Source organism: Paenibacillus marchantiae, from assembly GCF_028771845.1.
Lineage (GTDB): Bacteria > Bacillota > Bacilli > Paenibacillales > Paenibacillaceae > Paenibacillus > Paenibacillus marchantiae.
On record NZ_CP118270.1, the window covers coordinates 3,336,828 to 3,358,376 of the forward strand.

Genomic DNA, 21,549 nt, shown 5'->3' on the forward strand with positions numbered 1-21,549 from the left:
TCTAAAAAGAGAATACAGCCTGTCTGGCAGAATGTACAATTCCATTCTCGATAGCCAGCAGGCTGCCTCTGATGTGTTACAGCGTACCCGAAGGATTTCCTTTTCGTTGACTCTGAATGGAATCGGACTCCACAGAAGCGTTGTCCGAATCGGTCGTTCCGAATGTATCCATCGATTTAAACGAATCCAGAGAGGAGGAAGAGCTGCTTGCTGCGGAGCTTTCCAATTCGGATACACGCAGCTTCAATTGCTTGTTCTCGCGTTGCAGTCGATATTGGCGGAAGATGCCATAAGACCCTACAATGATTCCACCGATTAGGGTGCAGCCAAGAATGAGCAGAATCAGCGGGATTTGAACCGTGTTAAATAGCAGGTTTACTTGAACGGAATCCACATTAATGACCGCAAAAATTCCGGTAAGTAATGCAAAAACGAGACCTGCGATGAGTGCCCATTGCATTTTCATGGTGGTGCCTCCTTGTTGAACAATTCAGAACTATGTAAGCAATTACCCTAATTCATGGAGCTTGCATCTTGCTTGATTATAAAATCCCTTGCCCATTTGGGCAAGGGATCAGGTCACATGGACGAGAAAGCAACCTTATTTCGTTAGTTGTTCCATTTGCTCAATCAGTTCCTTGAACACACTCATAGCTTCGCGAATCGGCTCTGGCGTAGACATATCCACTCCTGCTTTTTTCAGGATGTTGATGGAATAGTCACTGCCACCGCTCTTGAGGAATCCAAGATAACGGTCCACGGCAGGTTGGCCCTCTTCCAGAATTTGCTTGGAGAAACTGGTCGCTGCTGAGAAGCCGGTCGCATATTTGTACACGTAGAAGCTGTTATAGAAGTGGGGAATACGCGCCCATTCCATTTCAATTTCTTTGTCCACCACCATGCTGTTTCCATGGTATTTGACGTTAAGGTCATAATAAATTTCCGAAAGCAGTTGAGGTGTGAGAGCTTCACCCTGTTCAGCACGCTCGTGAATAATTTTTTCGAATTCTGCAAACATGGTTTGACGGAATACGGTGGTACGGAACTGATCTGCATAATACGTCAGCAAGTACAGTTTTTCCTTGGGGTCCGTCGATTTATTGAGCAGATAATCCATCAACAAGGCTTCATTCGTTGTGGATGCAACCTCAGCCAGGAAAATGGTGTACTGTGCATCACGATACGGAAGTGTAGTGTCCGAATAGTGGGAATGCAGTGCGTGGCCCATTTCATGTGCCAGTGTAAACATACTATTCAGGTTATCTTTGTGATTCAACAAGACGTAAGGGTGGGTGCCGTAGGCTCCCCAACTGTATGCGCCTGAACGTTTATTCTCATTTTCGTATACATCAATCCAGCGATCATCATAGCCGGCCTGCAATGCGTCTGCATAATCCTTGCCAAGCGGCTTCAGTCCATCTTTAACCGTTTGTTTTGCTTCTTCGTAGGTAATATCCATTTTGTATTCATCCACTAGTGGGGCGAAAAGGTCATACATATGCAACTTATCTACGCCGAGCAATTTTTTGCGAAGGTCCATATAACGGTGTAACAGCGGAAGGCTCTCATGAATCGTATCCACAAGATTGGTATAGACATCCTTCGGAATGTTGTCGCCGTAAAGGGACATTTCCATGACGGAAGGGTATTTCCGAACATCGGCATAAAACATGTTTTTAGTTACGTTAGCGTTCAGAGCTGCAGCAATGGTGTTCTTTTGCTTGCCATAGGTTTCATACACCGCTTTGAAGGCACGTTCGCGAACTTCCCGATTCGGATTTTCCAAGAACTGAATATAGCTGCCATGAGTCAGTTCCACTTCGTTTCCATGCTCATCCTTGATTTTCGGGAACTTGAGATCTGCGTTGTTCAACATGCTAAAGATGGTCTGTGGTGCCTGGGACAGGTTACCCACCTGTGCGAGCAATGCTTCCTCGGCTTGGCTCAGTACATGAGCCTTTTCACGTTTCATCTCTTCCAATGTGAACTTATAGGCAGAGAGTTTCTCGTTGGAGATGAGGGCATCCAACTGATCATCCGGAAGGGACAAGATTTCGGGTGTAACATAAGATAGTGCTTCACCAACCTGCACGCTTAACTTTTGTGCTTTTTGGGACAGGTTTTGATATGTAGGGTTAGCTGTGTCTTCATCTTGATGCATCCGTGCATACACAAAGAGGCGTTCGGTTTTGAGACTGATCTCATCTTCGAGTTCAAAACAGCTTTTGAGTGTCTCAGGTTTGTTCAGTTTGCCCTTGAATTCGGAGGCTTTCTTGGTCAAAGACGATACTTCTTCATATTCCTGATCCCAAGCTTTCTGATCGGCAAATAGATCTTCCAGTTTCCATGTTTGTTCAGTAGGTACCTCGGAACGTTTCAATAGTTGACTCATGGGAATCCTCCTTTGATGAAGTGAAGAATATATAGACGAAGCTGCCTTCGTCCCACTCGCTTGTGCGGAGAGAGACGAAGGAATCAGACTAAGTACCAGCAGAATGAACAGCGATTTGCGGTATTTCAACGGCCTTCCTCCTCACTATACGAATAATCCCGTATAGTATGACCTGAGGGGCATTGAAATATTTGAAGAAGCTAGGCTCCCATATTGACCAAAAAGTAAACGATCAGGAAAAATGCGAAACAAATCAGCAGGGTGGCAATCAGAGCCATGCCCCGTCTTAAACGATCCGGGATGGAGTTGCGTCCCAGAATCAGCACGATTCCTAGGGAAAAAGCAAGAATAATAAAGATGACAACATTGCTTGAGTCAAGCTGCATGGGCTAGACCCCTTTGAAGGCAGCCATCAGTTGACGCCATTCGTCCTCGCGGTTCTCAAAATCTTCTTTCGGGAAGCGACGTTCAGCCCAGTGCATCAACGCAGGACGGCTGAGGAATGTATGGCATTCTTCTCCCCATTCTTCCGAGATTTCACGAAGCACCAGATATTTGCCTTGAACTTCTACGGTCATCATATTCCACTTGTCTGTTTTGTATATTTCATGTTTTTTTATCATAGGTAGTCTCCAAACTAACGGTTTTGGTAAAATGATACCGTACCCTTGGATTCAAAGCAAATTTTTTCGACTTTTATGGAAAAGATAAATTGCAATGTAGAAGGTCATACAGTATAATAAGGGTATTCGCCATAGATGGCGATATTTTTAGGAGGTTGTTCATTTGAAAGGTACAGTTAAATGGTTTAACGCAGAAAAAGGCTATGGCTTTATTTCAGTTGAAGGCGGCGAGGACGTATTCGTACATTTCTCCGCAATCCAAGGCGACGGCTTTAAAACATTGGAAGAAGGTCAAGCGGTAGAATTCGAAATTACTGATGGAAACCGTGGTCCTCAAGCAGCTAACGTAAACAAATTGTAAGAATATTTCCGGTTAAACGGATTTCTTATAAATGATTGGCTTCTAGCTGAATATATGAACCCAAGCGCAGTCCCCCCATGGGAGGCTGTGCTTTTTTTGATATGTTTTGATATGTTGAGATCCATAAGGGAAATCCTTGTTGGATGCTTATGTGCGGCTAGTCATGCTTGACCAAAGCTTCATGGAAAATCCAACAAGTGCGGCCAGGGAAAACGCCATCGCAGTGAGATAGAAGGTGTTTCTGTTGGTATGCTCCAGCAGCAATCCTCCCAGTGTTCCGCTGAGCAGACCGGAAGCGCTGGACCACACAATGGTGAACAAGGCCATACCAGTGGCGCGATAGCCATCCGGAACAAGGCGGGTAATATAACGGACTGCAGTCACGTAGAAGATGCCAAAGGTCACGCTATGCATCGTCTGAATAGCAACGACTGCCGCGGGTGTATCTGAGATGGACATCAGAAATAAGCGAATCGTATACATCAGTGCAGCGATCGTGAGCAAAGGAAGTTCTTTGTAGCGATTGCCGTATCTGCTTAGCAGCAAAAACACTGGAATCTCACTGACCGAAGAGATCAACAGGGACCAGCCGATCAGCCCTTCACTGGCACCTAGATCTTTCAGCGTAATGGTAAGAAAGGCTTCATTCATCCGGTGACCCAGAGCGAGCAGGAAAACGCAACCGAAAAAGGTGAGGACATCCCTTCGTTTCAAGATGGACCACAGACCCGAAAGATCCATTTTAGTGCTGCTGCCCGAAGGCTGCTCTTTTAATCGAAAACCGATCAGAAGAGTAGTCGCGGCCAGGGCGATACATACCCACATCGTCCATCCCGGTCCGAAAGATCCGAGAAAATATCCAATGCTTAACGCAAAGAACGCATATCCGATCGAGCCAAATACACGAATGGAAGTGAAATTACGTCCATATTTGCTCGCGGTTGTAATCGCCATCGTATCGGAAAGTGGATAAACCGGGTAGTAGAAAAAGTAAAACAGGGCCACCAGTACAAACACCTGACCAAAGGTTGTGGCATTGGCAAGCATGACACCTGTGATCAGTTGCCCGGCAAGCAAGATGATCATCACTTTGCGTACAGTTTTGTAGCGGTCACTGGCCATACTCCAGAACATGTTGGAGAATACGGAGACGAGAGGACCGATTCCGTAGAGGTAACCGATTTCGGCCCGACTGAATCCTAGATGACTGAAGTAAAGCTGGAAATACGATACCACCAAAACGGTGGAACCGAAGATGGTGAACATAAGTGCCCGCAGCCAGTTTTGATCTGGCCGGGCGGTATGACTTGATTTCATGATGAAAGCTCCATTCTTGATTACAGTTCAAATTTATTATCCCTTGAGGGAAGATGATTTTCCGGATGAGGGTACAGACATGGTAGGTTCCTTCTGTGTACGCCGGATGACAAGCCAGACAATGACAAGCTCGGCAAGCAGTCCGAGGGATTGAGCCACTGCACCGATCATGCCGTTCCACGCAGGGAATATACTGACCAGAATGAGCAGGACGATCACCGTACATATGGCATTGGCCGTCTGGGAGCGGAACATCGTTTTGGTCTGTCCGCGCAGCAGAATCAAACCATTGCTGAAGTCGAGAAAAGGTGAAATCAGCGGAAACAGTACAAACGCACGCAGCGTCCACAAACTTTGCTGTAGCAGATTGCCCTGAACGCTCATTACATTTTCCAATACCCACGGTCCAATCGGGGTGTAAGCAATCGATATGGTCATGGCAAAAGGAACAAATCCGGTGACCAGTGCGAACTTCTTCACCAGTTTGGCATCAACAAGATAGAAATTCAGCACGATTTGGTGGATGTATGTAAAAAAGCTTAGCATCAGCTGCATCAGGCTACTCGCAACGGCAAAGGAAGAGATGGCCAAGGCTATCCCGGTCGTTTTGCCAAGTACGATATTAATAACGGGTCCGATAAACAGGGCCACGAAACTGGATAATAACAGCGGCTTGTAAAAGCGAAAGACGTCTGCCTTGTTTTCAACGGGATGATCCTCCAACTTGGCTGGCATCTTGCGTTTGATGCTGTTACCTTCAAGAAAACTGACCAAAGCCTCAATCATCATACCCGCGGCGAAAATGATAGCGCCTACACGTCCACTGTCAATGCTGTCTGTATATATGAAATACAAGGACAGGCCATACATGCCGGCAAGACGGAATAACATGCCGATTGTCAGCCATTTCGTACGGTTATTCGTAATAATGATGCCCTGATAGATGTTACGGATGACCGAAAAGATGCTGACATACATGAGAATCTCGTAGACGTCGATCACTTTGGATAACAGTTCCGGGCTTACGCCGAACAGATATTTGAATACACCTGTTCCAATGGGAGAATATACGATGAGAAATCCGATCAGAAGTACACAAGCGAGAAATATTTTGGTCACAAACGTGAGGGCCTGAAAGGAAAGGCGGTCCCGAACCAGCGCCGAACAGGTTTGACGCAGCAGGGTTGAAGGGCGCTCGGTGAGAGTTAGCAGGCTACCGGCGATAGCGTAGCTGGCAATGACCGTCTCGGGATGAGCGGAACGTGCGAGTGTGCTGTTAATGATCACGTGCGAGATGGTAACGAGAGAGGCGGATATGCCAAGCGGCACAAAAAATGCAAATAACCGTCTCCACGAAAGTGGTTCACTTGACGTCATGTCAACGACTCCTTTGATGGATGAAATATGCCTAGTATATCACAAAGCCTTGGAAGCGGATGCGATTTTTTGTGCGGAATATGCGGGAGATCATTTGTACAATTAAGGGGATCATATTATAATAGGATTGGTTAAAAATCGCTCTAATACGTATTCAACCAAGTGGAGGCACATTTATTTTGAGCCAATCAAATCGAAATCGTCATCAATATCCGCGTGGACCGTTGGCATTGATGAGAGGGGTGTACAAATACACCATTCCGGAAACGCGGAAGGAATTGGATGGATGGCGTGCCCAGGCTGAGAAAATTCCGAATGAGGAATTGCGCAATCAGGCACTGGCCAGTCTCAGGGACAAGCAGTTCCACTGTGAAGGCGGGACCGTTTATGCTTTACCTGATTTGCCGAACAGGCACATTCTGATTCCACTGATCGTTTCATATCAGACTATTAGTGATTATTTGGACAATCTGTGTGATCGCAGTACATCGATGGACCCGAATGACTTTCGGCTTCTCCATCAATCAATGCTTGATGCGGTAGATCCCGAAGCAACCCCTGTCAATTATTACGCGCTCCGTGAGGAGCAGGATGATGGTGGATACCTAAGGAATCTGGTGACCTCATGTCAGGAGCTGACCCGTCAGCTGCCAGGCTATGCATCCGCCAAGCCTCAAATTCAGGATCTGGCAGGCCTATACACGGACCTGCAGGTATATAAGCACATTAAGCCGGAACTGAGAGAAACGGCATTGCTGGAATGGTGGTCGGAACATCGTCACCGCACACCTCAGTTCCGTTGGAACGAATTTGCCGCCGCTACCGGCTCTACGCTGGGCGTATTCATGCTGTTTCTGGCTGCGAGTGATGATCAGCTGACAGAGGAGCAGGCGGCTTCGATCCACACTGCCTATTTTCCTCATGTATGCGCATTGCACATTATGCTCGATTATTTAATCGATCAGGATGAAGATCGCATCGGAGGAGATCTCAACTTCTGCAATTATTATGAGAATGTGGAGACAATGCTGGACCGAATTGCTTTTATTGTGGAGATGGCCCGCAGTGATGTGCAGAAGATTCCGGGAAGTTCGTTCCACCGGATGATTATCGAAGGACTGCTTGCCATTTACCTGTCTGATCCCAAAGTCAGCGAACAACAGGAAGTTCGCGTCGTTTCCAAGCGTCTGATGAAGAATAGTCCGATGACAAGAGTATTTTTCTTTATCTTTAGCCGCTGGATTCGTAAGCATATGTAAGTCAGGCGTATTGTGGTGGGAGCCTGAAGTGAAACTAGAGGAGGAAGAAACATCATGACAGCAGTAAAGAAAATCGCAGTTTTAACGAGCGGTGGTGATTCACAAGGGATGAACGCGGCTGTTCGTGCGGTTGTTCGCAGCGGACTGTTTCACGGTCTCGAAGTGTACGGGGTTCAACGTGGATACCAGGGTCTTTTGAATAACGATATTTTCCCAATGGACTTGCGGAGTGTAGGGGATATCATCCAGCGTGGGGGAACGGTTCTGCAATCGGCACGCTGCAAGGAATTCTATACCGCTGAAGGTCAGCAAAAAGGTGCAGACATTCTGCGTGCACGCGGCATTGACGGCCTGGTTGTTATTGGTGGGGACGGTTCATACAACGGCGCCAACAAACTGAGCAAGCTGGGCATCAACACGATGGGTCTTCCGGGAACGATTGATAATGACGTTTCTTTCACCGATTACACGATCGGATTCGATACAGCAGTAAGCGTAGTAGTAGATGCAGTTAACAAATTGCGCGATACCATGTCTTCACACGAACGTTCTTCCATCGTTGAAGTAATGGGTCGTCACTGTGGCGATATCGCTTTACATGCAGGACTCGCATCGGGTGCAGAAACCATTCTTGTACCGGAAGTTCCGTTTGACATGGACGAAGTGGCAGATCGCATGAAAGCCAACTTTGCACATGGCAAACGCCACAGTATCATCATCGTTGCTGAAGGCGTGGGCAAAGGTGAGGATGTAGCAAAAGAACTGATGGAACGCTGCCCAACATATGAGCCACGTGTAACTGTTTTGGGTCACATTCAGCGTGGAGGTACGCCAACTCCGTTTGACCGTAACCTTGCCAGTCGTCTGGGAGATTTCGCTGTTCGCAGTCTGATTGCAGGTGAGACAGACAAAGGTTGCGGTATTATCAAGGGAGAACTGACCCTGACCGATATTGATAAAGTTGTTAATACGAAAAAAGACTTCGATATGGTGACTTACGAGCTTGCACAGCGTTTGTCCCAATAATCCAGTTATCATCAAAAGTTCAAAACAAAAAGAGCACAGTCCCGATTTACAGCGGGCTGTGCTCTTTTTGTTATATTTCCATTATTTATTTTCAGCCATACGAACCGAGGCTTGCTTCTGCACAAGGAACAATCTCCAGAGAAGCGCCGTTGCTCCAACGGCGAGGCCGGCAATGAGTCCAACCCAGTATCCAAAGGCACCGAGTGAAGTATACGTAGCCGTGATGTAGCCGACAGGTAGACCGATGATCCAGTACGCGACAAACGTTATGATCAATGCAGGATTCACGTCCTTGTAGCCCCGAAGTGCTCCCTGCGTTGGGGTGGCAATGGCATCAGAGATTTGAAAGAAGATGGCGTAAATCAGGAAATGCTGTGTCAAAGCAATAACCTCGTGATCATTCGAGTACACGCCTGCAATTTGTTCCCCGAATACCAGTAATACCACAGCTGTTAACAGAGAGAGCCCAATGGCACCTCCGATACCCAGGAGACTATATTGCTTTGCGTCTCTCACACGCCCTGCACCCGCCTCATAGCCCACAAGAATTGTAAGGGCCATACATATACTCACAGGCAGCATATACAGCGTAGAAGCGAAATTCAGGGCTGCCTGGTGGGCAGCAATCGTAATGGTGTCGAACCGGCTCATTAATAATGTGACTGCTGCAAAGATGGAAGTTTCAAAAAAAGTAGCGAAACCGATGGGAACGCCGATCTTGAGCAGCTCTTTCCATTTGGTCAATGAAATTTTGGGCATTTTCCGAAAGATACCATATTGGGCAAAGGGCTCAATCCGGTGTACGAAAAAGAGGCTGAGGAGAAAAATGAGCCAATATGTACTTGCTGTAGCCACACCTGCTCCAACACCTCCCAGTTGTGGGAAGCCCCAACGTCCGAAGATAAGTAAATAGTTCAGGAAGATGTTTACTGGCAGCGAAACCAGCGTAATCATCATGGTGATCCGTGTCTGTCCCAGTGCATCCATAAAACTCCGCAGCACAGTGTAGCCGAAAAGGGGGATAACCCCAAAAGCCAAAGCACACAGGAAATAGAAGGCGACTTGGGCAACTCGGGGCTCCAAAGGCATTCCGTTTAGAATCGGACTGAGCAGCAATGTGCCTGCTGCAAGAACAACGATTCCGACCGCCACACCGAGATATAAGGCTTGAATGACGCTATGGCCAATCTTGTCATTACGCTTCGAACCGAGCAGGTGGGAAACGACAGGTGTAATGCCAATCAGAATTCCACTTAGTCCTGTCTGCACCGGCAACCACAGACTTGTGCCAATGGCGACACCCGCGAGATCAGCAGGGGAGAACTTGCCTGACATATTGGTATCGAAAAACGACATGGCAGAGAGGGCGATTTGTGTGGTGAAGATGGGTAGAAATATAATCAGGAATTGCTTTACTTTTTGAGAAAAGCTGGTGGTGGTCATGTTCACTGGCAGTGCCTCACTTCTTAAGAGTTATCACTAAACTGTCATGTACGGACAGCTATTTATTGTAGTAGATTTTGCCCGATTTGAATAGGGAGGGGAACGTGGTTGTGTGGAAGGTAAGGTTGAGAGCATAGTAAAAAACCTCGTTCCAGAGAATATGGAACGAGGTTATTGGAGTAAAGTGAACAAAAAAAGAGTGCATTATTTATAGTTTACATCTGGTGTATATCGATTGGAGGCATTCCAGAGCAGGTACTCATCCACATCCATGTCTTTCATCGCGCGAATTTGGTCCTCTACCTGTTTTTTGCCGTATTTGATGTAATGTCCACTGCCTAACCAGCTCGCTGTAAAGTCCTGAATCCATGGGCGGATAACGGGTTTCAGCTCCTTGGTTGGATCCAGTTTCTTATGTGTATCTTTCATGGAGCCTTTGATGGTTGTATAGGGATCTTTGTCAGGGTCCTTCACACCGTACCAGCCGGTGGAGTAATGACTCGGGTAAACCATCGGTGAGATGACATCCACGTTTTCAGATATCTTCACAAAATCCTGTCCAATACCCTCGGCTGCTGGAACAGAGGCGGCGTAACCGAATATATCAACCGAGACTCGAACACCCAGCGGTGCGAGCTCCTTGCGTGCATACTGCACGAATTCGGCTACAATGTCGACCCGGGACTTGTCAGACTTGGTGTATTTCAATGCGTCTGCACGCGTTTCAAAACCTTCCGGAAAACGAACATAGTCGAACTGGATTTCCTTAAATCCCAATTTAGCAGCTTCCTTGGCAATCTCTATATTGTAATCCCATACTTCCTTGCTGTAGGGATTCACGAAGCTGTCGCCTTTACCATTGGCCCATACAGAACCGTCCTTATTGCGGAAAGAGAGCTCCGGATTTTTCTTGGCGAGAATCGTATCCTTGAAAACTACCACTCGTGCGATCGGGTAAACATCGTGTTTTTGCAGACGTTTCATCAAGGCATCAATATCACGGATAAAAGGCTGAGATTTGCCCATTTCCTGTAACGTCTTGTTCTCCGTAGGGTAAGTTATGTATCCGAGATCGTCCTTGATATCAATGACCATGGAATTGAGCTCTGTGTTATCCATCAGATCGAGTAATGATGTCATCCGTGCACCACCGGCGCTGTAAGCCGTCACATAGATGCCTTTGACAACGGGTGCATCGGGTTGTGGGTCAATTTTGGCAGGTGGGTTATCCGCATCAATAACGACTTGATCTTTTTGAGATTGAATGATGGCGGTGTTGAAACTGTTTGTTAATGATTGAAAGGGTTGATTCCCTTGATCAGCTGTAGCTGGTGTACCACTGAAGGTTCCCCAGGCCATAGCCAGTAAAGCCCAAAACATGTTCATTCATTTCCACTCCCCTATGTGCATTCCATGTTTGAATTATACAATAAAGCCTCTGGGCTTTTAACCATATTATTCAAGTGATGAAACACATGGGGAAAATGAAAACCGCTTCCTGTTGAGGGGTAACCCCCACAAGAAGCGGCGTGATCAATCTAAAAAAATTATTGAATGTAGATCTCATTTTGATGCTCACAAATACTGTACTGAATGATTTCCATTGCGTCTCCCTGTTCCAGGATGCCCAGCCCATCCCGGAGAACAATCAGTGAGTCGAGCTCATTCGGTTTTAAGAAAGGGAGCATTTCCGGGCACCATTTATTGACGATTTCAAACAGTTTTACCGTTTCCATATCCACAATAATCACCCTTCCCTACTCGAATTCCAAAATGGTAAGTCATTCGGCGCGATTCGGAAAAGCACATGGTTCTGTGAAATTGAAGGGCACATTCTGCTATACAACATATTTAGGAGCCGTACACCGTTATTATACCACAATGTTTAGAATTGTTAACCGTACATCTGTCTCAACTTCGGCGGAAAGAGCCCATAACTCCAACCGTTTCCACAATATTAACAAAGGCGTTCGGATCCGTTTCCTTGATAATTCGTTTGATTTCAACGAGTTCGTAGCGAGTAGTCACTGTCATTAACATGTCCTTTTCGATGTCTGTATATGCTCCCTGGGTTTTGATTTTGGTGACCCCACGAGGGCGAACAAGCAATTTTTTCAACATCGCTTCGGTTTCATTGGTAATAATGTACAATGTGACTTTGACATGGCTGATATGAATCAGATCCAGCACTTTACCTGTGATATAAATCGATACCATGGAGGCAAGCGCGATGTTCCAGTCATCATTCAGATAGCCTGCCAGCATAATAATGGCTCCGTTCATGCCAGCCATTACCGTACCGATCGGGAAATCACGATTACGAGTGAAAATGGAACCAACAATGTCCAGCCCGCCCGTCGAGCCGCCGACTCGGAAAGAAACTCCGGTACCTAGTCCCACTAACACGCCGCCAAATACACAGCTCAGAAGGGGATCTGTTGCCACAGCAAAAACAGGCAGAAGCGCGATGAACCATGAAGTGGCTGCTACCGAAACAATACTTAATGTAATGAAGCGTCGTCCAAGAATAAACCAACCTGCAATGAGCAGAGGGATGTTCAGAACAAAATACATTATACTAAGATTCAAATTCGTAAAATAGCCAAGAAGCATGGAAATACCGGATACCCCGCCGCTAAGAAGCTGATGGGGAACCAAAAACCAGTTGAAGCCGCAGGCAATAGCTGCAGCACCCAATACGATCACTAAAAAGTGCCAAATCATTTTGGGCAATTTAATCACCTCATTTATATTTAAAGCCAGATTGCTGGTAATCTTGAATTGTTTTGTGATATAATAATTTGTGGATATTCTTGAGTAGGAAACTTTTCCTAAATGGAGCAATAAAATTTTGAAATGTTTCAAACACATGTATGTAGTTTTAGTCTTATGTTTGGGACCCATTCATGGAATTATATTCGTTCGTGAAAATAATTTGGCTTGATGGGATACCCTATAAATATTAACGCTACTTAAGAATACAGACAACAAAGTGGATTGTCCACCATGTCCACCATATAAAAGGAGCATGAATAATTTTGACAAATTTAAATTTCACAGATTTCAATCTTGAACCACTGGTGCTGCAAGCCATCACTGAGCTCGGGTTTGAAGAAGCAACACCGATCCAATCCAAAGCGATTCCTTTGGCACTCGAAGGCAGAGATTTGATTGGTCAAGCACAAACAGGTACGGGTAAAACAGCTGCATTCGGTATTCCGTTGATCAGCAAAATCACTAAAAGTGACGAGAAAATCCGCGCCCTCATTATGGCACCTACACGTGAACTTGCAATCCAAGTTGCTGAAGAAATCGAAAAACTCACTCGCTTCAAAGGTCTGCGCTCCCTGCCAATCTACGGCGGACAAGATATCGTTCGTCAGATTCGTGCATTGAAAAGAAAACCACAGATTATTATTGGTACACCTGGACGTCTCCTTGACCACATCAACCGCAAAACAATCAAACTTGATGATGTACAAACTGTTGTATTGGATGAAGCAGATGAAATGCTCGACATGGGTTTCATGGAGGATATTCAATCCATCCTGAAACAAGTTCCAGACGAGCGCCAAACAATGCTGTTCTCAGCAACAATGCCTCCTAACATTCAAAAATTGGCACAACAATTCTTGAACAATCCTGAGCACATTTCTGTGATCCCGAAACATGTTAGTGCACCATTGATTGACCAATCTTATATCGAAGTACCTGAGCGTCAAAAATTCGAAGCACTTAGCCGTTTGTTGGATATGGAATCTCCTGAGCTGGCGATCGTATTCGGACGTACAAAACGTCGTGTTGACGAATTGGCTGAAGCTTTGCAAAAACGTGGATATTCTGCAGACGGTCTTCATGGTGACTTGTCCCAGAATCAACGTGATGCGGTAATGCGTAAGTTCCGTGACGGCAGCATTGACGTTCTCGTTGCAACAGACGTGGCTGCACGTGGTCTCGATGTATCCGGCGTAACTCACGTTGTGAACTTTGACCTTCCGCAAGATCCGGAGAGCTATGTTCACCGTATCGGCCGTACAGGTCGTGCGGGTAAAGAGGGTGCTGCATGGTCTTTCGTTACTCCGCGTGAGATCGACCACCTGCACTTTATCGAGCGTGTAACACGTCACCGTATTCCGCGCAAACCACTGCCAACAATGGCTGAGGCTGTAGAAGGAAAACAACGTTTGACAGCTGAGCGTTTGCTCGAAATCGTACAATCTGGCGAACTGAACGAATACAAAGGTATCGCGATTCAAATGCTTGAGCAATATGATTCTGTTCAACTGTTGTCAGCTGCTCTGAAGCTCCTGACAGGTGACAAAAAAGATGCTCAAGTTGATCTGACTCCTGAAGATCCGATCCGTGCAAAACGTCGTAAACCGGATGTTCGCTCTGGCGGACGCAAACCATCTGGTTACAGCGGCAACCGCAGCAGCAGTGGTGGTGGCGGTAGTTACAACCGTGATCGCAACAGCAGTGGCGGCGGACGTGGTGGATACAACCGCGATCGTAACAGCAGTGGAACAGGAAGTGGAAGTGGAAGCAGAGAAGGTGGTTACAACCGTGACCGCAAACCGCGTCCAAGCAACAACGAAGGACGTCGTCCTGCCAAAGATTCTTCTTTCGAATAATATACAAGTGTGAACTGGAAAATGGGGCAGGGCGACTGCTCCATTTTTTTATGTGCAGATTATGCCAAACCAGTGAGCCGTCGATCTCTTTTCGGGAAGGGCTGGCTTTTCCTATCTATAATAAGGTATATTAATATTATTAGAATTAAGGCTAGACGCAAGGCTGCGGAGGAGGAGAATTGTTTGGAATTTAAAGGAGCTATGGGTGGGATCTACCGACTTACAGAGTGGATTACGAGACTGGCCGCAACCAATCTGTTGTGGGCTATTTGTTCGTCTCCGTTCTTGTTTTTCTTGTTTATGAAACTGCTCGTGATGCAGCAGAACCTGGCTAACGAATCACTACAAATGAACTGGGCTATAGCCATTGTGGCACCGCTTACACTATTCCCGGCAACGTCGGCGCTGTTTACGGTTGTTCGTAAATGGAATATGGGTGATACGGACGTGCCGATCTTCCGTACTTTCTTTGTAGGTTACAAAGAGAACTACAAGCAGAGTTTAATCGGAGGCATCTTCTATACGTTGCTGTTTGCCATCATGTATCTGGATTACACAGTATACATGACACAATTCAAGAATATGCAGCTGGTTGGAATTATTATGCTCGTACTGTTGCTGCTGCTGTTTGTTTCTCTCTTTAACTTCTTCTCGATGGTTGTACATTACCACATGTCCATCGGATTGATTATCAAAAATGCGGTTCTATTGACGCTGATTAGACCATTCCGTGTATTTTCCACGTTGTTGGGAAGTGGATTGTTGTTCTATATCGGTTTTCGTTATCCGGTCTTGTTCATCTTCTTCATTATTAGTATTGTTGCGTGGTTTGCTTTCTTCAACTTCTACGCAACGTTTAATAAGATGCAGGAGCAGATGGAGAAGATGCAGCTGAAGAAAGAAGAAGAGGAAGCTGCACAAGCCGCTGAACAGGCAGGGGAGTCAGTTGAGACGATAGAGACGGCTGAACCATCTGAGCTTAAATCATCTGACGAAAAACACGATAATCTCCAAAAATAAAACATGAGCTGTCACCATTTACTTTTTACACAGTTAGGGATATAATAATTGTACATCCTGCGATGTACGTTTCGGTTATTCGTTGTTTTGAACCAATGATGATGTCTTCGGGAGATCAATACAGAATGTTGCTGAAACGCCCTGTCTATATGACATGGGGACTTCAAAAAACATTTTTGCGGCCACCCACCTGCCAAGCAGGTTCATAAGACAATGTAGCCGGACGGCATAGGCGGGTTCCTATTTTATCATGTACAGCACCCTGACTCTTTCCTCTAATCGAGGAATTTCAGGGTGCTTTTTATTTGAGCTTATTTTGTTGAATAGGCTGTATTTTGTTAAAAGTGTCGCTTGCCCTTTTGTTACTACATGAACAATGTTACACTAGTATACATAAATGGAACGGTTACATTCAAAGGAGGAAGGGTCTTGACCTTAAAGAGAACGCTCGTCGGTATCATCCGCAGCATGGAGGGAACCAGCGATCGAGCCAAGGATCCCAAATTAAAAACACGGTATTATAACTTATCCAAAGACAGAGCCTGGGAAGAGGTTTCTTCGACACTCAAAAAAATTCCGGGTTATAAAGTGCTGCATGAAGTGCCTTCTGTAGGAGAGGTCATACTGGAGAAGCGGACTACCTTTGGACGGACGATGGATATTACGGTTTCCATTATATCGGTAAGTCCTGTACGCAGTGCGGTCGATATGTATTCGGCTTCACGTGGTTCACTTGGAGATCTGGGTTCTAATTATCGCACGATCATGAACTTGTTCTCCGTATTGGATAAGAAGCTAAGTAAGTATAAGTCAAATGATTGAAATAGATGGGTGAATAACAAAAAGCGAGAGAAGGTTAACCTTCCTCGCTTTTGTTCTGAACGTGAACTACCTTTTACAGCAAGGCTTTTACAGCGGAAATCGCTTGCTCGAAGTTAGGGGAGTCTGTCATTTCAGGCAGATATTCCACATATGTAATTCGGTCTTCAGCATCCAGCACGAAGATGGAGCGCATGTCCAATTGGAATTCTTTGATCAGAACACCATAGTCTTCACCGAATGAACGTGTTTTGTAATCAGACAGTGTTACGACGCGATCAACTCCGGCTGCTCCACACCAGCGTGCTTGTGCAAATGGGAGGTCAACGCTTACTGTCAATACGACAACATTGTCTCCAAGATCTCCTGCTTCAACGTTGAAGCGACGGGTTTGGGCATCGCATACGCCAGTATCCAGTGAAGGAACAACGCTGATTAATTTGATTTTACCTGCGAAGTCTTTCAAGGATGCATCTTCAACCAGGTTTTTACTCAGTGTAAAATCGGGTGCTTGATCGCCCACTTTCAATTCGGGTCCGATCAATGTAATAGGGTTGCCTTTAAAGGTGGCTGCGCCTGTACGTTCTTGTGCCATAATAATGTTCCTCCTTATAAGTTGGTGATCCGTGCCAAAATCCATTATAATCTTTTATGAAAGGCATTGTCCAATTCGGACGAAGGATCATTAGAATGGGTCAGACTTACAGGCCGATCTGAACAGGGTGGAGTGAAAGCAGAAACTTATGATATTTATAAGGTATGAGAACTGGAAAAGTTATTTGAAATTTTTTCCTTTGACGTCGATTCTTTTAATTGCCAATGTTGTTATGTTTATTGTATTGAGTTTGAACGGTGGTTCCACAAACAGTATGACGCTGCTTAAGTTTGGAGCGCTTGTTAACCACGAGTTATTTGCAGCAGATTGGTGGCGTTACATTACGTCCATGTTCTTGCATGCTGGTTTCAGTCATTTGTTGTTTAACAGCTTTGCTCTCATCGTATTTGCACCACCAATGGAACGGCTGCTTGGGTCGGTAAGATATGGTGTGTTGTACTTGGGTGGAGGCATTCTGGGCAACATTCTGGCTGTTGCGTGGTATAACTCGGTTGGAGCGACGACAATCTCGGTGGGTGCTTCAGGAGCAATCTATGCAATCTATGGTGCGTTTCTGTATGTAGCTTTGTTCCAGCGGACAATGATGGACGAGACCTCACGTAAAACGTTGTATACACTGCTTGTATTCGGAATTATTTTTTCCTTTGCCATGACAGGCATTAACTGGATGGCGCATTTGGGTGGGTTGTTAGGTGGATTCTTCATTTATGGACTTCTCATCCGCTTGTGGAAACCCCGCAGCTTTAAGCAGTAGTCGGATTGATCTGAAGACGGAATGCAATCAAGGATAAGTAGGGTATAGCAGATTGGAGAGATCAGTGGCAGTGGAATTAAGACAGTTGCATTACTTTTTGAAAGTGGCACAGAAGGAGCATGTTACGCAGGCGGCGGAGGAATTGCACGTAGCGCAGTCTGCGGTGAGTCGTCAGATTCATCAGCTGGAGGAAGAACTGGGAGTAGACCTCTTTATGCAAAAAGGGCGAAATCTGCAGTTGACCGCCGTTGGGCAGCTCTTTTGCAAACGGGTTGAAGGTATATTGAAAGATCTGGACAAAGCGGTCGGGGAGGTTCATGAGTTTCTCGACCCGGAGCATGGTGAAATTCGTATCGGTTTTCCTCATAGTCTCGGTATTCACTTGATTCCTTCGGTTGTAGCAGCGTTCCGTCAGCGTTATCCTAACGTCAAATTCAGATTCAAGCAAGGCATGTTCCCAACGCTCATTCGTGATGTGTTATCGGCTGAAGTGGACTTGGCATTTATATCTCCATTTCCGGAAAAGCACGACCAGGTAGATGGTGACATTGTGCTTACGGAAGAACTGCATGCAATCCTTCCGCCCAATCATCCATTGGCTGGTGAAGAGAGCATTGCGTTAGAGCAACTTAAAGATGATAAGTTTGTATTATTCAGTAAAGGGTATTCTCTGCGTCCGATTGTTTGGCACGCATGTCTTGAAGCAGGGTTTACGCCCAAGATTGCTTTTGAGGGTGAAGAGACGGATACCATTCGTGGGCTGGTTGCCGCTGGTATGGGAGTGAGTTTACTGCCAGAAATGGCCCTTTTCCAGACGAATCCGCTGCAACCGGCACATGTAGCCATTTCTCATCCCAAAGTCACGCGTACGATTGGGTTGATCCATCGAGCGGATGACAAGCTTCCGCTTGTTGCGCAGTCATTTCGTTCATTCTTGCTTAATTATTTCGGTTTACAGCAAAACAATACCCCATCCGATTAACGGTGGGGTATTGTTTTTTTGTTTTTGTATTGAATTAGTCGCGGCTATTGAAAATTCCGATGTAACGAACCAGTTCCAGCAATGAGATTAACGCTGCAGCGACGTAAGTTAATGCTGCGGCATTCAATACTTTGGCGACGCCTCTTTCTTCTTCGTTCCGGATATAACCTTCCGATACCATAATCTCTCTTGCGCGATTACTAGCATTAAACTCAACCGGCAACGTAATGAGTTGGAACGCAACGGTTACGGAGAAGAAAATAATACCAATACCGACAAGGTTCATTGCATTAAAGATGAATCCGGCAATGAGCAAGAAGGGCGCAAGTCCGGATGCAAAGTTGACGATCGGGAAAATCCGGTGACGTAGTGCCAACATTGGATAACTTTCCTTGTGCTGGATCGCATGGCCAACTTCGTGACACGCAACGGAGACAGCTGAGATTGAATTTTCATAATATACAGGCTCAGACAACCTTACGACACGATTGATTGGATCGTAGTGATCGGAGAGTGCTCCACGCACGGGTTCAATAGGGACGTCGTGTAGGCCATTGGAATCAAGCATGTGACGGGCAGCATCGTAACCGGTCATTCCATTCAGGTTTTTAACATTAGACCAACGATTGAATGTACTCTTAACGCGAAATTGCGCCCATAAGGAGAGCAAAAAGGCGATAATGATCAAAACGAACATACCGTTATTAAAACTCATATTCATTCCTCCGCTTTCTAAATAATAAGCTACATCATGGTGTTCTCAAGCAAGATTTTCAAAGCTTCCATCGTACCAGCACTTTTGGTGAGCAGTCCGGCCATCATCTTGCGTGCTTGTACAGGTTTCATCTCGCCTAGCAGCGGTTTAAGCTCATTCACCTCTCGCTCCAGCTGTTGCACGTGGAGCTCCAATGTTGTCAGTTTGCTGGCAACCTGTTCTTCCGTGCTCACCAGACTCCACTTCTCAAGAGATTGTTTAATCTCGTCGAGACTATATTTCTCTTGTTTCATGTGTACAATACGTTCGAGCCTGGTTAAAGTTTCATTACTATAAAGACGATAGTTTTTTTCTGTGCGCTCTTCAGGAGCGATGAGACCGAGCTTTGTGTAATAATCAATCGTCCGTTCGCTCACACCTGCAGTTTTGGCAAGTTCGCCAATCCGAAACAATTTCATATCCCCAATAATATTCACCTCGCTTGCAAGTTCAAATGTAGGGAATTGTAGATTCCAGTTGCGGCTTTGCATAACCCGCCCAATTTTTTTCTTACTATTAGTTATGATACATGATCTTTAACCATACAGTCAAACGTTACGCTTTGGCGGCTGTCAAGCTGCGTTTCTATATCTATGTACTCATGGGACATGATTATGTACTTAAGTGCAAGAAAAAGACGTATGACTTTATTCCCAGAAATATTTTTCAATTTTGCTGAAAATACTCTTGTCAACTTTCCTGTCTTCTGCTTATAATGGCATTAAGAGTTTCACGATATGTGAAGAAACTTAACATAAGAGGGAGTGGGGTATATGAGAAAGAAATGTTTGGTTTCGGTGTTAATAATGCTTACTTTATTGGCTTTCCCGGTCAGCGCATTTGCAGCTGCGGAGGGGCCGACTAACATCGAACTTCAAAGCGGTCTGAACTCAGCCTTTACGTTTCTGGCTGTTGTGCTGGTTTTCCTGATGCAAGGGGGATTTGCTTTACTTGAAGCGGGTTCAACTCGAATGAAAAACGCAGGACACATTGCGGGTAAAACAATCCTGACATTGGGAATTTCAGTTATTGCCTTCTGGGCTCTAGGCTTCGGTCTTGGTTTCGGTAATGGTAACAGTTTCTTCGGAACAACCGGATTTTTTCTGAGTGGGGACGGAATGGCTGCTTCGTTCGAATCACTGGCCTTCTCTGATGTTCCGCTAACAATCAAGTTTGTATTCCACCTTGCCTTTGCAGCGGTATCCCTGGCCATTGCCTGCGGTGGTATGGCAGAACGTGCAAAGATGAGTGTATATATCGTTTTCGGTACGCTGTACACCATTATCATGTATCCGGTTGTTGCTCACTGGGTATGGGGCGGCGGCTGGTTGGCTGAGCTTGGTATGCAAGACTTTGCAGGTTCGACGGTTGTCCACTTGACAGGTGCAACTGCCGCACTGGTAGCTACCATCTTGTTGAAGCCGCGTATCGGAAAATATAACAAAGATGGTAAACCTAACATCATTCCAGGTCATAACCAAGTTTATTCGGTACTCGGTGTAATTATCCTTTGGATCGGTTGGTTCGGTTTCAACCCAGGTAGTACATTATCTGCCATGGGTGATGGATTCTTCGGTTATGTAGCATTGACTACAAACGTAGCTGCGGCTGCTGGTGGTGTTGCAGCACTGTTGATCTCATGGGCTGTATTGGGTAAATCTGATATTCCTAGCATGCTGAACGGGGTGCTTGCGGCACTCGTTGCCATCACAGGTGCTTGTGCTTTCGTTGAACCATGGGCAGCGCTGGTTATTGGTGCTCTGGCAGGTATTATCACATTCTTCACTGCTCAATTCTTTGAGCGTAAAGGAATTGATGATCCAATCTACGCCTTCTCTGTACACGGTATTGCCGGTATGTGGGGAGCGATCTCCACAGGTTTGTTTGCAACACCAGAACTTGCTGAGAATGCAGGCGTAGGTCAAGCGGGTCTGTTCTATGGTGGCGGTTTCCACCAACTGGGCGTTCAGCTTCTGGGTCTGGCAGGCGCATTTGCCTTCGTACTGATTATGTCCTTCATTATTCTCGGTGGTATGAAAGCTATCATGGGAATCCGTGTAACGGAAGAAGAAGAAACGATGGGTCTGGATTTAAGTGAGCATGGTACTTACGGGTACCCTGAACAAATGAAAAATGTAGAAACTAAATCCAATGGCGGTACGTTCAGCTCCTAAG

The 21,549-nt window shown here is 45.8% G+C and carries 22 protein-coding genes and 1 other RNA gene; 10 read left to right on the forward strand and 13 right to left on the reverse strand.

Annotated elements, in window-relative coordinates; genetic code table 11:
* Positions 1 to 76 precede the first annotated feature (76 nt).
* From PTQ21_RS15385 to PTQ21_RS15400, 4 genes are all read right to left on the reverse strand, one after another.
* Complete coding sequence (locus PTQ21_RS15385; protein WP_063564876.1) at positions 77 to 466, reverse strand: LapA family protein; 390 nt, start codon at positions 464 to 466, stop codon at positions 77 to 79.
* Between the two features lie 135 nt (positions 467 to 601).
* A complete protein-coding gene (pepF, locus tag PTQ21_RS15390; protein ID WP_274570512.1) occupies positions 602 to 2,392 on the reverse strand; it encodes an oligoendopeptidase F in 1,791 nt (596 codons plus the stop codon).
* A gap of 200 nt (positions 2,393 to 2,592) precedes the next feature.
* Positions 2,593 to 2,778 (reverse strand): hypothetical protein, encoded by a 186-nt coding sequence (locus PTQ21_RS15395; RefSeq protein WP_024629224.1) that lies wholly within the window; start codon positions 2,776 to 2,778, stop codon positions 2,593 to 2,595.
* A gap of 3 nt (positions 2,779 to 2,781) precedes the next feature.
* Positions 2,782 to 3,015, reverse strand: a complete 234-nt coding sequence (locus PTQ21_RS15400; protein WP_024629225.1) for a hypothetical protein — start codon at positions 3,013 to 3,015, stop codon at positions 2,782 to 2,784.
* Between the two features lie 163 nt (positions 3,016 to 3,178).
* Here PTQ21_RS15400 and PTQ21_RS15405 point away from each other — a divergent pair, with 163 nt between their 5' ends.
* Complete coding sequence (locus PTQ21_RS15405) at positions 3,179 to 3,376, forward strand: cold shock domain-containing protein (protein WP_017689394.1); 198 nt, start codon at positions 3,179 to 3,181, stop codon at positions 3,374 to 3,376.
* 147 nt (positions 3,377 to 3,523) lie between these two features.
* Here the strand turns inward: PTQ21_RS15405 and PTQ21_RS15410 are convergent, their stop codons facing one another.
* Complete coding sequence (locus tag PTQ21_RS15410) at positions 3,524 to 4,693, reverse strand: MFS transporter (RefSeq protein ID WP_063564874.1); 1,170 nt, start codon at positions 4,691 to 4,693, stop codon at positions 3,524 to 3,526.
* 36 nt (positions 4,694 to 4,729) lie between these two features.
* Positions 4,730 to 6,070, reverse strand: a complete 1,341-nt coding sequence (locus tag PTQ21_RS15415; RefSeq protein WP_079694853.1) for a multi antimicrobial extrusion protein MatE — start codon at positions 6,068 to 6,070, stop codon at positions 4,730 to 4,732.
* 179 nt (positions 6,071 to 6,249) lie between these two features.
* On the opposite strand from PTQ21_RS15415, the gene PTQ21_RS15420 reads away from it, so the two are divergent.
* Together PTQ21_RS15420 and pfkA are read left to right on the forward strand one after the other, a co-directional pair.
* Positions 6,250 to 7,329: a tetraprenyl-beta-curcumene synthase family protein gene (locus PTQ21_RS15420; RefSeq protein ID WP_175381611.1), complete on the forward strand. Its 1,080-nt coding sequence runs from the start codon at positions 6,250 to 6,252 to the stop codon at positions 7,327 to 7,329.
* Between the two features lie 54 nt (positions 7,330 to 7,383).
* Entirely contained in the window at positions 7,384 to 8,355 is a 972-nt protein-coding gene (pfkA, locus tag PTQ21_RS15425) for a 6-phosphofructokinase (RefSeq protein ID WP_053783630.1), read from the forward strand.
* A gap of 81 nt (positions 8,356 to 8,436) precedes the next feature.
* Here the strand turns inward: pfkA and PTQ21_RS15430 are convergent, their stop codons facing one another.
* The 4 genes from PTQ21_RS15430 to PTQ21_RS15445 all read right to left on the reverse strand — a co-directional run bounded on the left by PTQ21_RS15430 (position 8,437) and on the right by PTQ21_RS15445 (position 12,522).
* Positions 8,437 to 9,798, reverse strand: coding sequence for an MATE family efflux transporter (locus tag PTQ21_RS15430; RefSeq protein WP_063564945.1), 1,362 nt, complete (start codon positions 9,796 to 9,798; stop codon positions 8,437 to 8,439).
* A 204-nt stretch (positions 9,799 to 10,002) separates the two neighbouring features.
* Positions 10,003 to 11,184 (reverse strand): putative glycoside hydrolase, encoded by a 1,182-nt coding sequence (locus PTQ21_RS15435; protein WP_079694852.1) that lies wholly within the window; start codon positions 11,182 to 11,184, stop codon positions 10,003 to 10,005.
* Between the two features lie 161 nt (positions 11,185 to 11,345).
* Positions 11,346 to 11,534 (reverse strand): hypothetical protein, encoded by a 189-nt coding sequence (locus PTQ21_RS15440; RefSeq protein WP_170867818.1) that lies wholly within the window; start codon positions 11,532 to 11,534, stop codon positions 11,346 to 11,348.
* A gap of 175 nt (positions 11,535 to 11,709) precedes the next feature.
* Positions 11,710 to 12,522, reverse strand: a complete 813-nt coding sequence (locus PTQ21_RS15445; RefSeq protein ID WP_371121400.1) for a YitT family protein — start codon at positions 12,520 to 12,522, stop codon at positions 11,710 to 11,712.
* 314 nt (positions 12,523 to 12,836) lie between these two features.
* Here PTQ21_RS15445 and PTQ21_RS15450 point away from each other — a divergent pair, with 314 nt between their 5' ends.
* The 4 genes from PTQ21_RS15450 to PTQ21_RS15465 all read left to right on the forward strand — a co-directional run bounded on the left by PTQ21_RS15450 (position 12,837) and on the right by PTQ21_RS15465 (position 16,271).
* Entirely contained in the window at positions 12,837 to 14,429 is a 1,593-nt protein-coding gene (locus PTQ21_RS15450) for a degradosome RNA helicase CshA (protein WP_063564799.1), read from the forward strand.
* A 183-nt stretch (positions 14,430 to 14,612) separates the two neighbouring features.
* Positions 14,613 to 15,449, forward strand: a complete 837-nt coding sequence (locus tag PTQ21_RS15455) for a YesL family protein (protein WP_063564798.1) — start codon at positions 14,613 to 14,615, stop codon at positions 15,447 to 15,449.
* 51 nt (positions 15,450 to 15,500) lie between these two features.
* Positions 15,501 to 15,692, forward strand: a non-coding RNA gene (gene ssrS / locus PTQ21_RS15460) — 6S RNA.
* A gap of 186 nt (positions 15,693 to 15,878) precedes the next feature.
* The gene (locus PTQ21_RS15465) at positions 15,879 to 16,271 is read left to right on the forward strand and encodes a DUF1499 domain-containing protein (RefSeq protein WP_024629239.1); all 393 of its coding nucleotides are present in this window, start codon (positions 15,879 to 15,881) and stop codon (positions 16,269 to 16,271) included.
* A gap of 73 nt (positions 16,272 to 16,344) precedes the next feature.
* Here PTQ21_RS15465 and tpx read toward each other — a convergent pair whose 3' ends face one another.
* Positions 16,345 to 16,863 (reverse strand): thiol peroxidase, encoded by a 519-nt coding sequence (gene tpx / locus PTQ21_RS15470; RefSeq protein ID WP_063564797.1) that lies wholly within the window; start codon positions 16,861 to 16,863, stop codon positions 16,345 to 16,347.
* Between the two features lie 148 nt (positions 16,864 to 17,011).
* On the opposite strand from tpx, the gene PTQ21_RS15475 reads away from it, so the two are divergent.
* Positions 17,012 to 17,638, forward strand: a complete 627-nt coding sequence (locus PTQ21_RS15475; RefSeq protein ID WP_063564796.1) for a rhomboid family intramembrane serine protease — start codon at positions 17,012 to 17,014, stop codon at positions 17,636 to 17,638.
* A 70-nt stretch (positions 17,639 to 17,708) separates the two neighbouring features.
* Positions 17,709 to 18,620 carry a glutamate biosynthesis transcriptional regulator GltC gene (locus tag PTQ21_RS15480; RefSeq protein ID WP_024629242.1) on the forward strand — a complete coding sequence of 304 codons (912 nt, stop codon included), beginning with the start codon at positions 17,709 to 17,711 and terminating at the stop codon, positions 18,618 to 18,620.
* Between the two features lie 34 nt (positions 18,621 to 18,654).
* On the opposite strand, the gene PTQ21_RS15485 is transcribed toward PTQ21_RS15480, so the two are convergent.
* Both PTQ21_RS15485 and PTQ21_RS15490 read right to left on the reverse strand, forming a co-directional pair.
* On the reverse strand, positions 18,655 to 19,335 hold the full coding sequence (locus PTQ21_RS15485) for a zinc metallopeptidase (RefSeq protein WP_063564795.1): 681 nt from the start codon (positions 19,333 to 19,335) through the stop codon (positions 18,655 to 18,657).
* Positions 19,336 to 19,364: 29 nt separating this feature from the next.
* Positions 19,365 to 19,793 carry a MerR family transcriptional regulator gene (locus tag PTQ21_RS15490; RefSeq protein ID WP_063564944.1) on the reverse strand — a complete coding sequence of 143 codons (429 nt, stop codon included), beginning with the start codon at positions 19,791 to 19,793 and terminating at the stop codon, positions 19,365 to 19,367.
* 354 nt (positions 19,794 to 20,147) lie between these two features.
* Between PTQ21_RS15490 and PTQ21_RS15495 the strand changes: the two genes are divergently transcribed.
* Complete coding sequence (locus tag PTQ21_RS15495; RefSeq protein WP_274570388.1) at positions 20,148 to 21,548, forward strand: ammonium transporter; 1,401 nt, start codon at positions 20,148 to 20,150, stop codon at positions 21,546 to 21,548.
* The last annotated feature ends 1 nt before the right edge of the window (position 21,549 follow it).

What these genes read in the sequence shown, in the direction of transcription:
- PTQ21_RS15385 (WP_063564876.1), bottom strand. Translation starts at nt 466, where the DNA reads ATGAAAATGCAATGGGCACTCATCGCAGGTCTCGTTTTTGCATTACTT.
- pepF (WP_274570512.1), bottom strand. Translation starts at nt 2,392, where the DNA reads ATGAGTCAACTATTGAAACGTTCCGAGGTACCTACTGAACAAACATGG.
- PTQ21_RS15395 (WP_024629224.1), bottom strand. Translation starts at nt 2,778, where the DNA reads ATGCAGCTTGACTCAAGCAATGTTGTCATCTTTATTATTCTTGCTTTT.
- PTQ21_RS15400 (WP_024629225.1), bottom strand. Translation starts at nt 3,015, where the DNA reads ATGATAAAAAAACATGAAATATACAAAACAGACAAGTGGAATATGATG.
- PTQ21_RS15410 (WP_063564874.1), bottom strand. Translation starts at nt 4,693, where the DNA reads ATGAAATCAAGTCATACCGCCCGGCCAGATCAAAACTGGCTGCGGGCA.
- PTQ21_RS15415 (WP_079694853.1), bottom strand. Translation starts at nt 6,070, where the DNA reads ATGACGTCAAGTGAACCACTTTCGTGGAGACGGTTATTTGCATTTTTT.
- pfkA (WP_053783630.1), top strand. Translation starts at nt 7,384, where the DNA reads ATGACAGCAGTAAAGAAAATCGCAGTTTTAACGAGCGGTGGTGATTCA.
- PTQ21_RS15430 (WP_063564945.1), bottom strand. Translation starts at nt 9,798, where the DNA reads ATGACCACCACCAGCTTTTCTCAAAAAGTAAAGCAATTCCTGATTATA.
- PTQ21_RS15435 (WP_079694852.1), bottom strand. Translation starts at nt 11,184, where the DNA reads ATGAACATGTTTTGGGCTTTACTGGCTATGGCCTGGGGAACCTTCAGT.
- PTQ21_RS15440 (WP_170867818.1), bottom strand. Translation starts at nt 11,534, where the DNA reads ATGGAAACGGTAAAACTGTTTGAAATCGTCAATAAATGGTGCCCGGAA.
- PTQ21_RS15445 (WP_371121400.1), bottom strand. Translation starts at nt 12,522, where the DNA reads ATGATTTGGCACTTTTTAGTGATCGTATTGGGTGCTGCAGCTATTGCC.
- tpx (WP_063564797.1), bottom strand. Translation starts at nt 16,863, where the DNA reads ATGGCACAAGAACGTACAGGCGCAGCCACCTTTAAAGGCAACCCTATT.
- PTQ21_RS15475 (WP_063564796.1), top strand. Translation starts at nt 17,012, where the DNA reads ATGATATTTATAAGGTATGAGAACTGGAAAAGTTATTTGAAATTTTTT.
- PTQ21_RS15485 (WP_063564795.1), bottom strand. Translation starts at nt 19,335, where the DNA reads ATGAGTTTTAATAACGGTATGTTCGTTTTGATCATTATCGCCTTTTTG.
- PTQ21_RS15490 (WP_063564944.1), bottom strand. Translation starts at nt 19,793, where the DNA reads ATGAAATTGTTTCGGATTGGCGAACTTGCCAAAACTGCAGGTGTGAGC.
- PTQ21_RS15495 (WP_274570388.1), top strand. Translation starts at nt 20,148, where the DNA reads ATGAGAAAGAAATGTTTGGTTTCGGTGTTAATAATGCTTACTTTATTG.